At 69.7% G+C, this 13,125-nt stretch carries 10 protein-coding genes and 1 pseudogene; 8 read left to right on the forward strand and 3 right to left on the reverse strand.

Translation table 11 applies throughout. From position 1 onward, the window contains the following. Positions 1–39: 39 nt before the first annotated feature. Positions 40–2,901 (reverse strand): SulP family inorganic anion transporter, encoded by a 2,862-nt coding sequence (locus ABZ434_RS10560; protein WP_359133920.1) that lies wholly within the window; start codon positions 2,899–2,901, stop codon positions 40–42. 284 nt (positions 2,902–3,185) lie between these two features. Between ABZ434_RS10560 and ABZ434_RS10565 the strand changes: the two genes are divergently transcribed. Further along, complete coding sequence (locus ABZ434_RS10565) at positions 3,186–4,523, forward strand: hypothetical protein (protein ID WP_359133923.1); 1,338 nt, start codon at positions 3,186–3,188, stop codon at positions 4,521–4,523. A 187-nt stretch (positions 4,524–4,710) separates the two neighbouring features. Here ABZ434_RS10565 and ABZ434_RS10570 read toward each other — a convergent pair whose 3' ends face one another. Further along, positions 4,711–5,706, reverse strand: a complete 996-nt coding sequence (locus ABZ434_RS10570; RefSeq protein ID WP_359133926.1) for an ATP-binding protein — start codon at positions 5,704–5,706, stop codon at positions 4,711–4,713. Between the two features lie 102 nt (positions 5,707–5,808). Between ABZ434_RS10570 and ABZ434_RS10575 the strand changes: the two genes are divergently transcribed. Beyond that, positions 5,809–6,633, forward strand: a complete 825-nt coding sequence (locus tag ABZ434_RS10575) for an oxidoreductase (RefSeq protein ID WP_359133929.1) — start codon at positions 5,809–5,811, stop codon at positions 6,631–6,633. Between the two features lie 405 nt (positions 6,634–7,038). Here ABZ434_RS10575 and ABZ434_RS10580 read toward each other — a convergent pair whose 3' ends face one another. Further along, the gene (locus ABZ434_RS10580; RefSeq protein ID WP_359133932.1) at positions 7,039–7,881 is read right to left on the reverse strand and encodes an HAD-IB family hydrolase; all 843 of its coding nucleotides are present in this window, start codon (positions 7,879–7,881) and stop codon (positions 7,039–7,041) included. A 566-nt stretch (positions 7,882–8,447) separates the two neighbouring features. On the opposite strand from ABZ434_RS10580, the gene ssd reads away from it, so the two are divergent. From ssd to ABZ434_RS10610, 6 genes and pseudogenes are all read left to right on the forward strand, one after another. Then, entirely contained in the window at positions 8,448–9,509 is a 1,062-nt protein-coding gene (gene ssd / locus ABZ434_RS10585; protein ID WP_359134188.1) for a septum site-determining protein Ssd, read from the forward strand. Further along, positions 9,506–10,654: a TadA family conjugal transfer-associated ATPase gene (locus tag ABZ434_RS10590; RefSeq protein ID WP_359133934.1), complete on the forward strand. Its 1,149-nt coding sequence runs from the start codon at positions 9,506–9,508 to the stop codon at positions 10,652–10,654. The genes ssd and ABZ434_RS10590 overlap by 4 nt, the downstream gene beginning before the upstream one ends. Next, complete coding sequence (locus ABZ434_RS10595) at positions 10,651–11,529, forward strand: type II secretion system F family protein (RefSeq protein WP_359133937.1); 879 nt, start codon at positions 10,651–10,653, stop codon at positions 11,527–11,529. The genes ABZ434_RS10590 and ABZ434_RS10595 overlap by 4 nt, the downstream gene beginning before the upstream one ends. After that, positions 11,526–12,374, forward strand: a complete 849-nt coding sequence (locus ABZ434_RS10600; protein WP_359133939.1) for a type II secretion system F family protein — start codon at positions 11,526–11,528, stop codon at positions 12,372–12,374. Before ABZ434_RS10595 ends, ABZ434_RS10600 begins: the two co-directional genes overlap by 4 nt. 66 nt (positions 12,375–12,440) lie before the next feature. Next, positions 12,441–12,638 (forward strand): DUF4244 domain-containing protein, encoded by a 198-nt coding sequence (locus ABZ434_RS10605; RefSeq protein ID WP_359133941.1) that lies wholly within the window; start codon positions 12,441–12,443, stop codon positions 12,636–12,638. 94 nt (positions 12,639–12,732) lie between these two features. Beyond that, positions 12,733–13,056, forward strand: a pseudogene (locus tag ABZ434_RS10610) (TadE family type IV pilus minor pilin); the annotation flags it as partial. Positions 13,057–13,125: the final 69 nt, after the last annotated feature.

Raw genomic sequence — 13,125 nt, forward strand, 5'->3', positions numbered from 1 at the left:
CGGGACCACAAGGTCTCACGGACTCGAGGGGTATGTGGTTCAGGCGCCGGTGCGCGCCAACTCGGTCGCACCGGACGGATCGACCGCACGGCCCGGATCGACCGCCTCGGCCGGATGGGCCGGGTGGGCCGGATCCAGTGGATCACCGGACGGAGACGCATGGGACGGGCTGATCGGGTCGAACACCTCGTCGAGGCCGCTGCCGGCACTCGCGCCCTCGGTCAGCAGATACGACTGCGCCTCGGCCACGTGGAAATACATGCCGTGAAGCTGGAGGGTGCCCTCGGCGAGGCGGCGTGCCACGGACGTATGGGCCCGCAGATGGTCCAGTTGCTGAACGACGTTGGTGAGACAGAGCTGCTCCACCGCATCGGCGGGCATCCGGCCGGAGATCCGGGCCCAGGCACGGTCGCGCGAGGCCATCCGCTCCAGGCTGGGGACCCCGTGCCGGAGCCAGCGCCAGAGTGCGGTCTCAGGCCCCTCCGGCCTGGTGCCGAGCAGCGCGTTCATGGCGCCGCAACCGGAATGGCCGCAGACGGTGATGGACTCGACCCCCAGGATGTCCACCGCGTACTCGATGGCAGCACCGACCGAGTGGTCGCCGGTCTCGGAGGCGGGTGGCGGGACGAGATTGCCGATGTTGCGGACGGTGAACAGATCGCCGGGACCGCTCGCCGTGATCATGCTCGTGACCAGCCGGGAGTCCGCGCAGGTGATGAACAGCTGCGAGGGGCGCTGGCCCTCCCGGGCCAGTCTCGCCAGCTCCTCACGGACCAGCGGAGCCGTGTTGCGCTGGAACGAGCTGAGACCACTGACCAGCCGTTGACTGCCGGTCGGCTGTGGCCTCGCAGTCTCATGGTCGGGCGCGAAGCGCCCTGCGCGATCCGGTGCGGGACGCGATGTCTCCTTCTCCGTGTGGCCAAGTGCATCCGGAGCGAGGATGGACCCGGACTGTGACCCGTCCGCGCCCGGTGTACGGCGATCCGTACGCGTGGGTGTGGATGCGGAGGCGGGTGCGAGCGCGGGCTCCGGTTCGGCGGCCAGGGGGGCGGGAGGGGCGTCGGCCTCAGCCGTATCTGCGGTCGCAGCCCCAGCTACCGGTGCCCCCGCCGTGCCCCCGCCGCTCTGCGCGTGCGTACCCGTACCTGTGCCGGTGACGGGGATGTGCTCCGGCCGGTCGTGGCAGTGGTGGTTGCGCCAAGGGGTCCAGGGGCGGCAACAGGAGTGTGCCGCGGAGGCAGGTTCGCCGATTCTGCCCCCGGACCGGCCGGCGAAGGCGACCCGGCCACCGTGGGCGGCGTGGGCGTTGCTCCAGTCGTGAATCAGTTCGTACGCCGCGTGGTCCATGAAGAAGCCGTCCAGCTCGACGACCACGTCCGCGTCCTGGGGCAACTGTCCCAGTGCCCTGCTGAGACGGGGTACGGCAAGGAACGTCAACTGACCCCGCACGACGACCAGATGCTGCCCATCGCGGTCGGACACCGTGATTCGCGTCCGAGCCAGCCGGTGCAGGGCGACGGCCACCGCCGCGGCGATCCCGATCGCCACACCCTTGAGTACGCCGAAGAGCAGCACGCCGCTGATCGTCGCGCCGTACACCAGGAATTCCCGGTGCTTGTGGACGTTGCGGATGTGGGCGAAGTTCACCATCTGGACACCGACCACCATCACGAGCGCGCCGAGGGCGGCCAACGGGATCCACTCCAGTGCGGTGACCAGAAAGCCGGTGGCGAGCAGGACCCAGACGCCGTGCAGCACAGTGGAGGCACGCCCGGTCGCTCCGGCCCGTACATTCGCCGAACTCCGCACCGCGCCACCGGAGACCGCCAGCCCCCCGAGCAGGCCGGACACGGTGTTGGCGATGCCCTGCGCGCGGAGCTCGCGGTCGAGGTCGGAACGCTTGAGCGGGGGCGCGGCCGCGGCGGGCCCCGCTCCTGCGACGTGGGCGTCAGGTCCGCCGGGCCGGCTGTCGCCGCCATCGGCGACGGGACCGGCCGACCGCTCGCGGCTCCGGTCGGCAGTCAGCTTGTCCACTGCGACGGCCGCGAGCAGGGATTCCAGACTGGCCACCAGCATCATCGTGAATACGGCTGTGGCGAGGCCGAGCACCGGCCCCTGAGGCATTTCCGGCAGTGCGTGCGAGCGCCAGGACGGCAGGTCGACCCGGGCGATCGAAGGGGCGACCAGGGCGGCTACGGCGGTCGCCATCGCCACCGCGGCCAAGGCTGCCGGGACCCGCCGCACAATGCGTCCGGCCCGTCCCGGAATCCGAGGCCAGATCACCAGGACGGCAATGGTGAGTCCGCCGATCAATGGCGCCGCCGGTCCCACCCTCTCCAACTGGGCCGGCAGATGAAGGGCGTTGGAGACGGCCGAGCTCTGTGGTGAACCGCCGAGCACGATGTGCAGCTGGGCGAGTGCGATCGCCACCCCGATGCCGGCGAGCGTGCCGTGGACGATGGCGGGGCTGACGGCCAGCGCGCTGCGCGCGGCCCGCAGGGAGCCCAGTACGACTTGCAGAAGACCTGCACCAATGGTGATCGCGCAGGTGGTGCGCCAGCCGTAGATCTGGATCAACTCGGCAGTTACCACGGTCAGTCCGGCGGACGGCCCGGAGACCTGCAGAGGTGTCCCGCCGAGCAGTCCGGCGACGATGCCGCCGACTGCGGCGGAGATGAGTCCCGCCTCCAATGGCGCGTCCATGGCGACGGCCAGGCCGAGCGACATGGGGACGGCGAGCAGGAAAACGGTGATCGATGCGGACAGGTCGGCGCCCGCGATGCAGAATCGACCGCCGCGGTGCGGCGGAGGCGGGCTGTGCGGTCGCTTCACTCCCGACGATCGGGGAGGGCGCGAACTGCGGGATGAGTGGTCAGGGCGAGTGGGGACGCAGGCAGACATTTTTCCCGTCTCCTCCGGGGCAGCGCGGTCGCGGAACGTGGGGACGCGGCCGTGGGTCACGGCGTGCAGCGGCGGGATATCTCAACTCTCGGTAAACAGATCGTAATGGAGAGTAAAGATGAGTGTCCAGGATTGAGAGCAAATGGGCCATTGCAGCACCCGTTCCAGTGAATAAGCAGCTTTTCATGCGGCCTGTCGCCCGAATTTGTGTGCACTGCGTGCGACTTTGGCCGCGCCGTGTCGGCACTTCAGCGCAAGTTACCTGCAAGGAAGAGGGTGGGCGGATGATGGCCGCCGCGAAGAGGTTCGCCTTGGGGCTCATGGCCGTTGCGCTGGCCGTGGGAGCGGCCGGCTGCACCGGAGCGGGTTCAGGCCCGAGCGACCCCGGCCTCGGGGCCGCGAACGGTGCTGCGGGGGCGAAGAAGAAGGCGGCCGAAGCGGCCCCGAAGAGTGCCGTCCGACTCATCGGTGACGGGTCGACCGCCTTCACGGGTGCCCAGCCGAAACAACCGGCTGCGCAACGGCTGGCGACCGGTCAGAAACCGCCGCAGTTCGTGGTGTTCTCCTGGGACGGGGCCGGGGAGGACAGCCAGCGACTCTTCTCGCACTTCCGCGAGGTGGGCAAGAAGTACCACGCGAACATGACGTACTTCCTGAGCGGCGTGTACCTGCTGCCGGAGGCCAAGCGTGAGCTCTACGACCCGCCCAAGCACAACGCGGGCAGCTCCGACATCGGCTTCAACGACACCACTGGCATCAGGGACACCCTGGATCAGGTGCGTGGTGCCTGGCTGGACGGCAACGAGATCGGTACCCACTTCAACGGTCATTTCTGCGGCAAGGACGGTGGCGTCGGCACCTGGTCCGTCGACGAGTGGAAGAGCGAGATCCGTCAGGCCAAGTCGTTCGTGAAGGGCTGGAAGAGCAATGATCCGGACCTCAAGGGTGAGAAGTCACTGCCCTTCGACTACGACAAGGAGCTGATCGGCGGCCGAACCCCTTGCCTGGAGGGGCAGAAGAACATGGTCGCGGCGGCACGTTCGATGGGCTTCCGCTACGACTCCAGCGGAGTCAACGACCAGGTCTGGCCGAAGAAGAAGGACGGCATCTGGGACCTCTCGATGCAGCTTGTCCCGGTGCCGGGGCGCGAGTTCGAAACACTGTCGATGGACTACAACTTCATGTTCAACCAGTCCGGTACGACACAGGGGGATCCGGATCAGCACGAGTACTGGGGCAACCAGATGCGGGACGGCCTGATCCAGGCCTTCGATCGCGCCTACGACGGGAACCGTGCCCCTCTGATCATCGGCAACCACTTCGAGTCCTGGAACGGTGGCACCTACATGCGTGCCATCGAGGAGACGATCGAGACGGTGTGCACCAAGGAAGGCGTGCGCTGCGTGTCCTTCAGGCAGCTCGCGGACTGGCTGGACGCACAGGACCCGGCCACGCTCGCCAAGCTCGGCACGCTGAAGGTCGGCAAGGCGCCGAAGGCCGGTTGGGCCTCGTTCCTCGGCGGGGCCGCGAAGCCCGGCAAGGGCAAGGGCAAGGGCGAGAGCCAGGGCGAGGCTGAGGCGAAGGCGCCCGTCGGGTCGGCCGGGGAGCAGGCCGACCGCTAGGGCCTGTTCCCGGGGGGCCGGCCTGCCGCCGGATCGGGTCGGATCCTTGAGGGAGTCTTCGGGCCCCAGGGCAACCGGTTGCGCGTTCCGCCCCGGCCTGGCCCGGCGGGACGCTCGCTGCAGGACCTGCCCCGCCCCCCGCCCGTCGGGGAAGGGCGGGGGGCGGGCCCTGCAGCGCGTCAGCCGCTCAGGCGGGCTGGGCAACACCGGCCCGCGCATGCCGCTCGTCGAGTACGAACGCGGGGTCGACCTGGGCGGCCAGGTCGGCCCCCGTCTTCTCGTTGCCCCAGCTCTCCGCGTTCTTCAGGTGGAAGTGGACCATCTGCCGCGTGTAGCGCTCCCAGTCCCGCTGCTCGTACGAGTCCTCCGCGGCGTTCTGCAAGGCCTGCAGGGCCATGCGGTTGTCCGCCTCCAGCAGCTCGAAGCGGGCGGGGCGCCCCTTCTCCATCGCCCGCACCCAGTCGGAGTGGCCGATGGTGACCAGCAGGTCGTCGCCGACCTCGGCGCGCAGGAAGTCCAGGTCGTCCTCTCCCTGCACCTTGTTGCCGACCACCTTCAGCGCGACGCCGAAGTCCTGCGCGTACTCCTTGTACTGGCGGTAGACCGAGACGCCCTTGCGGGTCGGCTCGGCAACCAGGAACGTCATGTCGAAGCGGGTGAACATCCCGGAGGCGAAGGAGTCCGAACCGGCCGTCATGTCGACCACCACGTACTCCTCCGGGCCGTCGACGAGGTGGTTGAGGCAGAGCTCGACCGCGCCGACCTTCGAGTGGTAGCAGGCCACCCCCAGGTCCGACTCGGTGAACGGCCCAGTGACCATCAGCCGGATGTCCCCGTCGTCGAGCCCGACCGTTCGTGCGCAGGCGTCGTAGACGGGGTTGTCCTCGCACACCCGCAGCAGCCGGGAGCCCTCACCCGGCGGCGTCGTCTTGATCATCGTCTCGGCCGAGGCGATGCGAGGATTGCTGCCCCGCAGATACTCCTTGATCAGTGGCAGCTGCGCTCCCATGGCGGGCAGGGCCGCTGCCTCCTTCTCGTCGAGGCCGAGCGCGGCCCCGAGGTGCTGGTTGATGTCGGCGTCCACCGCGACGACGTGAGCTTCATTGGCGGCAAGGTGGCGGATGAAGAGCGAGGACAGCGTGGTCTTCCCGCTGCCGCCCTTCCCTACGAAAGCGATCTTCATGTTCACCTAGCGTAGTGGCACGATTGCGGTGCGCTGTCGAAGTTCGTGAAGGACGCCACTTCGGTTCAGTAGTTGTGCAGGGGGCGCGTAGCCTCGCTACTTATGAGTACGACTTCCTCGGACCCGCTCGCCGCCCTCGGTGCCCTGCCGGGCGTGGCCGATGCGGTGGACTCCGTACGCAAGGCTGTCGACCGGGTCTACGGCCACCGTGTCATGCGGCGTCGCAGCAACGAGGTGACCGCCGAGGCAGCTCTGCGGGGCGCCCGTGGCTCCGCTGCGCTCTCGGGTGCCGACTGGAACCTCGAGGAGGTGCGCCGCCGCACCGACTTCAGCGGTGACGGTGAGGCCCACGTGATCGGGGCGGCTCTGCGTCTGACGGCCGAAGCGGGCCAACTCCTCTCCATCTGGCGACAGTCGCCTCTGCGAGTCCTCGCGCGACTTCATCTGGTGGCGGCCGGCGGTGCAGCGCCCGAGGACGCGGTCGGACGGCCCCGGCTGGCGGGCGAAACAGTGGACGAGCCTCTGATCGAGGCGCCCCTGCCGAACGCGGACGAGATGGCGGGCCGGCTCGAAGGGCTCAGTGGACTCATTCTTTCGGGGAGCGCGGCACCCGCTCTGGTGACGGCTGCGGTTGTCCATGGTGAACTGCTGGCGCTGCGCCCATTCGGCTCGTACAACGGCCTGGTCGCGCGGACTGCCGAACGGATCGTGCTGATCGGGAGCGGGCTGGACCCGAAGTCGATCTGTCCGGCCGAGGTCGGTCACGCCGAGCAGGGGCGGGCCGCGTACGTGGCGGCCTTCGAGGGGTATCTGACGGGTACGCCCGAGGGTATGGCTGCCTGGATCGCCCACTGTGGGCGGTCGGCGGAGCTGGGCGTCAGGGAATCGACCGCGGTATGCGAGGCGCTTCAGCGCGGAGCCGCATAGCGCGGTGTCGTGCAAGGCCGGCGCGGGGGGCCCGGCGGCGGTGGGTGCCTGCCGTGACTGTTGCCGGTCAGCGCAGTGCATTGCACGGCCGGGCAGGGTTGCGGCGGTACCGAATCCGGTACCGCCGCTGGCATGTCCACCCAGTTACCAAGCGTCCTCGATATATGCCCATCAGGTCGGATGCTTTGCCCGTTCCTGGTGCGGCTGGCCCGTAATCGACGGGTCGACGTCGCGTGGGTGCCCGGCTTTCATGCGCGGTCCGTGGGGCCGTCTCTGCGTTACAGGTCATCCTCTCGGATGTCCTTGGTCTCGCGGGCCGTTGACTCCTTTGTACTCCAGGGGTGGGGTGAGGGGAAGTGCTGGCCGCACTTCTTTACTTTTAGGTTCAATTACGGACGAGTTGGTTCAAACGGGCAGGCGTGCGGCGGTGCGGCGCCGGGCGGTGTACCAGACGACCCCAGCAGTGAGGGCCGCTGCCCCGACCGCTGCAGCGGCCATGAGTGCCGGCCGTGGCGGCATCGAGAGTGCGGGCAGGCGTTGCTTGAGCCGGACGGGGCGGTCGAAGACCAGAATCGGCCATTCCCTCAACATCGCCTCGCGCCGCAGTGCGCGGTCCGGATTCACCGCGTGCGGATGGCCGACGGATTCCAGCATCGGTACATCGGTGGCTGAATCGCTGTATGCGTAGCAACGAGTGAGGTCGTAGCCCTCGGACGCGGCGAGAGCCCTGATGGCCTCGGCCTTCGTCGGTCCGTATGCGTAGTACTCCACCTCTCCCGTGAAGCATCCGTCGTCGCCGACAACCATTCGGGTGGCGACGACGCGGTCGGCACCCAGCAGCTCACCGATCGGTTCCACCACCTCGGCCCCCGAGGTCGACACGATCACCACGTCACGTCCGGCGGTGTGGTGCTCCTCGATGAGGGTGGCTGCTTCGTCGTAGATGATCGGGTCGATCAGGTCGTGCAGGGTCTCGGCGACAATTTCCTTCACCAGCTGCACGTTCCAGCCCTTGCAGAGCGATGAGAGATATTCGCGCATCCGCTCCATCTGGTCGTGATCTGCGCCCCCGGCAAGGAACACGAACTGTGCGTACGCAGTGCGCAGTACAGCGCGGCGGTTGATCAGCCCGCCGTGGTAGAAGGACTTGCTGAAGGTCAGCGTCGATGACTTCGCAATGACCGTCTTGTCCAGGTCGAAGAAGGCGGCCGTGCGCGGCAAGAAGCGGTTTTCCACAAGGCAGAGCATAGGGGCCCACCATTCGGCGTAAACCCCGGCGCGTGGGTTTGCCTGAGAAGGCTCTCGGGTACACCATGGAAGTCACGGATCGTTCGCGACCGTGCTAACCCGGTCCGACTCCTCCCCCCCCCGAGTCGGCCGTGGGGACGACCCCCGCTCTCCCCCCCGGCGGGGGTCGTCGCATGTCCGGACGCGGTTCTGCCGCTCGGAATCACGCATGTCTCCTCCTTTTAGGCCGTGATGGCCTGCACCCGTGCTCGACTCCTATCAGCATGTCCCGTCACGGTGAGTTACGGAAGGGCTGCTCTCGGAAGTCGCCGGTTTGAGCGACGGAGTTATTCACAACGGCGGAGATGTCCACAGTTCTTGAGCAAGATCCACACCATTTCCCGAAGCGCTGCACCGTGATTCCACCCGTGAAGTCCACGGGTTCCGGAATCGCCGTTCTCGGAAGGCTCCGAGATCGCCGCCAACCGCGGTGAAGGTGAGTGAAGAAGGGGGCGGAGAACGTGGCTGAATCCAGCGCACGCGATCGTCTGCCGGCCGCCGAGGCTCGACGGGGCGGACCGCTGATCGTGACCGAGGATGTGGAACTGCTCGACGATCTGCTGAGGCTGTGCGCAGCCGCCGGAGCGGAACCCGAGGTTCATCACACGATGCCCGACCGCAGAGGCGGATGGGAGCAGGCACCCATGGTCCTCGTGGGCGACGACGCGGCGGTGCGGTGCCGCGGGGCTGCCCGGAGGCGGGGCGTGATGCTCGTTGGCCGGGACCAGGACGCTCCCGACGTGTGGCGCAAGGCTGTGGAGATCGGGGCGGAGTATGTGCTGCGCCTGCCTGATTCGGAGAGCTGGCTGGTCGATCAGATCGCCAACGCGGCGGAGGGGGTGGGCAGGCCCGCGCTGACCGTCGGGGTGATCGGTGGCCGGGGTGGCTCCGGAGCGTCAACGCTGGCCTGCGCGCTGGCGGTGACCGCGGCGAGGGCCGGGCAGCGGACGATGCTGATCGACGGCGATCCGTTGGGCGGCGGCATCGACGTACTGCTCGGTGGTGAGCGGGCCGAGGGGATGAGGTGGCCTGATTTCGCCCATTCCAAGGGGCGGGTCGGCGGAGGGGCCCTGGAGGAGTCGTTGCCCTCCCTGCACGGGCTGCGGGTGCTCAGCTGGGGCCGTGACGACTGGGTGGTCATCCCGCCGCAGGCCATGCAGGCGGTTCTGGGCGCCGCGCGCAGGCTCGGCGGCGTTGTGGTCGTCGATCTGCCGAGGCGGGTCGACGAAGCGGTGGCTGAGGCCCTCGCCCAGCTGGACCTCGGTCTCCTGGTGGTGCCCGGGGAGCTGCGGGCGGTCGCTGCGTCGAAGAGGGTGGCATCGATGGCAGGCATGGTGCTGGAGGACCTGCGCGTGGTGGCGCGCGGACCGTACGCGTCCGGCCTCGACGAGCAGTGGGTGGCGCACGCCATGGGGTTGCCGCTAGTCGGCGAACTTCCCTTGGAGCCCGGACTGCTTGCCGAGCAGGACATGGGCGAGCCCCCCGGCGGAAGCCCCCGTGGGCCGTTGGCCAGGTTCTGCTCGGCATTCTGGGACCGAGCCCTTGCGGGCGAGGCGGCCGGAAGCCAGGCCTTGGGGGGTGCGTCATGACCGAGGCGTTGCTCGACGCGGTGAGGCAGCGACTGGCGCAGAGCGGCGCGGCGCCGACTCCGGCGGGGGTGGCGGCCGCGTTGAGGGCGCAGGGGCGGTTACTCGGGGATGCCGAGGTGCTGGGCGCGGCAGATGAACTGCGCGGTGAACTGATCGGTACAGGCGTGCTGGAGCCGCTGCTCGCCGATCCGGCGGTGACAGATGTGCTGGTGTCCGCGCCCGACCGCGTGTGGGTGGACCGGGGCCGCGGGCTCGAACTCACCGCGGTCACCTTCGTGGACGCACCGGCAGTCCGCAGGCTGGCGCAGCGGCTGGCGGCCGTTGCAGGGCGGCGTCTGGACGATGCCAGGCCATGGGTGGACGCCCGGCTTCCGGACGGGACCCGGATGCATGCCGTGCTGCCGCCGGTCTCGGTCGGATCGACGTGTCTGTCGCTTCGGGTGGTCCGGCCCAAGGCCTTCTCGTTGGAGGAGCTGGTCACGGCGGGGACGGTACCGCCGGGGGGTGGCCAGGTATTGCGGGCCTTGGTTGAAGCACGCGTCTCCTACCTGATCAGCGGCGGGACGGGGGCGGGGAAGACGACGCTCCTGTCCAGCATGCTCGGCGTGGTGGGGGCGCAGGAGCGGATCGTGCTCGCCGAGGACTCGGCCGAGCTCCGGCCGGACCACCCGCACGTGGTGCGTCTGGAATCGCGCCCTGCGAACCAGGAGGGTGCGGGGCGTGTGACCCTCCGCGATCTGGTGCGGCAGGCCCTTCGTATGCGCCCCGACAGGCTGGTCGTCGGGGAGGTGCGAGGCGCAGAGGTCACCGAGTTGCTGGCGGCCTTGAACACGGGTCACGAGGGTGGCTGCGGAACTGTGCACGCCAACGCAGCCGAGCACGTCCCGGCCCGGCTGGAGGCGCTGGGGACCGCTGCGGGTCTGGACCGGGCAGCGCTCCACAGCCAACTGGCAGCGGCGTTGTCGGTGGTGGTCCATCTCGTCCGGGACCGCACCGGCCAGCGGAGGATCTCAGAGATCCAGGTGCTGGAACGCGATGGAGCGGGGCTGGTGGTGACTGTTCCGGCCCTGCGCTGGGGAGCGGACGGATTCGATCGGGAGCGGGGCTGGGAGCGACTGCGGGCTCTGATCGGCGGTGAGCGGTGAGTGGCACGACGGTGGGGGTGCTGGAGGTGACGTACGCGGCCGCGCTGTGCGCGGGGGCAGCGGCCGGTGCGGCGGTGGCCGGGGGAAGCCAAGGGCACAGGAGAGCGCGGGCGTTGTTCGGTCCAGGTCTGGTCCGGACGCCGCTTCGGGCGCGCTGGGAGAACGGCCGCAACCGGCTCGGGGAGCGACTGAAGGGGCGGAGGGAGTGGTTGTGCCTGCCGGTCGCTCTGGTGCTCGCCGTCCTGGGTGAGTCCGTGCTGCCGCTGATCGCGGGGGTGGCGGTGGCCCCCGTGGTACGGCGATGGCTGGGACGAAGGGAGTTGCGCAAGGAACGGGAGCGGCGGGCCGACGGCGTGCTGGACCTGTGCGGCGCGGTGGTGGGCGAGTTGAGGGCCGGGCACGAGCCGGGTCGGGCGCTGCTTGCCGCGGTTCACAGCACGGGGGCGCTGGGCGCGGCAGGGCCGGGGGTGTCGGCCGCGGCGCGGTTCGGGGGCGATGTCCCGCGAGCGCTGAGGCAAGCAGCGGGCGAGCCGGGCCTGGAGGGGCTCACGGGAGTGGCTGCTTGCTGGCGGGTGGCAGCGGACGGTGGCGCGGGGCTCGCAGCCGGCCTGGACCGGCTGGAAGGTGCGTTGCGGGCCGAGAGGCGCCGGCGGGAGGAACTGCGAGCGCAGTTGGCCGGCGCCTGGTCGACGGTCACGGTGCTGGCACTGCTGCCGGTCCTGGGGTTGGGGTTGGGGGAGGCCCTCGGGGCGGATCCGCTGGGGGTGTTGCTGCACCGTCCTGTCGGGCTGGGGTGTCTGGCGGCGGGCGCATCCATGGAAGCGGTCGGGCTGGCCTGGGCGATGAGGATCGTCCGCAAAGGAGAAGTGGCATGAGCGCCGTGGTCGGTGAAGTCGGTGCAGTTGTCCACAGGGTGGGGGCGGCGGCGCTCGTGCTGGGTGGGTGTGTCCAGCCGGCACTCGCTCTGGCTCGGCGTCGGACCGGACAACGGGTGCGTCGGCGGGGTCTGGCGCTCCTTGCCGTTGCCCCTGTCGCGCCGGTTTTCCCCGGCGCGGGTCGGATGGGCCTGGGCCATGAAGGGATGCGGTCGCCGGCCTCCGTCGCCGTTGGCAGGCAGTGGGCGGCAGTGCTGGGGGCAGTTCTGACGGGCTGGTTCCTCGTGGGTGGTCCTGCGGGATGGGCGGTCGGGCTGGCGGTGGGGTGCGGCACTTGGAGATGGCAGCGCGTGCGGCTCGGGCAGGCACCGCGTGCCGCTGCGGAGGAGGCGGCGAGGGCAGCGGAGTCGATGCGCCAGCTTCCGTTGGCGGCTGATCTCCTGGCGGCCTGCATCTCCGCAGGTGCCGGCCCGCGTGAGGCGGCCGAGGCGGTCGGGGAGTCGTTGGGCGGGCCCGTCGGTGAGCAACTGGCGCGTACGGCGGCGGAGATCTGGCTCGGCGGCGATCCTGCCGTCGCCTGGGGGAGGCTCGGGGCGATACCGGGGGCTGCCGCTCTGGCGCGCTGTCTGGACCGGGCCGGTTCGACCGGCGCTCCCGCGGCGGAGCCGGTGGCCAGGCTGGCCGAGGCCATGAGGGCCGAGAGGGCGAGCGCGGCCGTGGCGCGGGCCCAGCGGGCTGCCGTGCTGATCACCGCACCTGTCGGGCTCTGTTTCCTGCCCGCCTTTCTGACCGTTGGCGTGGCGCCCGTGGTGATCGGGCTGGCTGGAGGGCTGTTGCAGCCTTGATAACCCAAAAAGCCTGGAAAAGGGAAATACCTCCATAAATTATCGGTTCAACGGGAGTTTGAAGTGATGCGGAAGATCATGCACTGGGCGCGGACTGTGGCACGCAAGGTTCGGGCGGACGCGGGAATGACGACGTCGGAGTACGCGGTCGGAACGATCGCGGCCTGCGCCTTTGCAGCGGTGCTCTACAAGGTGGTCACCAGTCCGCCGGTCATGGCACAGCTGCAGTCACTGCTCAAGGACGCACTTGATGCGAAGTTCTGAGGACGGAGCCGGAGCATTGGCGGCCTGCGGAGGAGGGGAAGGTGCCGGGTGGGAGAGAAGCCCTCGGGAGAAGTCCCGGCCGAGCGGGCGGTGGGGAGAGCGGGGGGCCGTAACGGCGGAGGCGGCCATGGCGCTCCCGGCGATGGTGCTCTTTGCGCTCGCCCTGTTGTGGGCGCTGATGGCCGCCTCGGCTCAGATCCGGTGCGTGGACGCGGCTCGGGCCGGTGCCAGGGCGGCGGCCCGCTCCGAACCGGAGACGCAGGTGAGGGAGGCTGCTCTGTCGGCGGCGCCCGAGCGGGCACGGGTCGAGGTGGAGCGGGCCGGGGCGCTGTGGCGGGTCACCGTGGCCGCACCGGCGCCGGGGCCCGGGCCGGTGGCCGTGACGCTCAGCGCGGAGGCCGTGGCGGCGGCCGAGGACATGCCGGGGGTTGAGGACACGCCGGAGAACGAAGGTTCGGCAGGGGCCGAGGACGTGGCGCTGGCCGAG

The sequence above is a fragment of the Streptomyces sp. NPDC005761 genome (assembly GCF_040630635.1).
GTDB lineage: Bacteria > Actinomycetota > Actinomycetes > Streptomycetales > Streptomycetaceae > Streptomyces.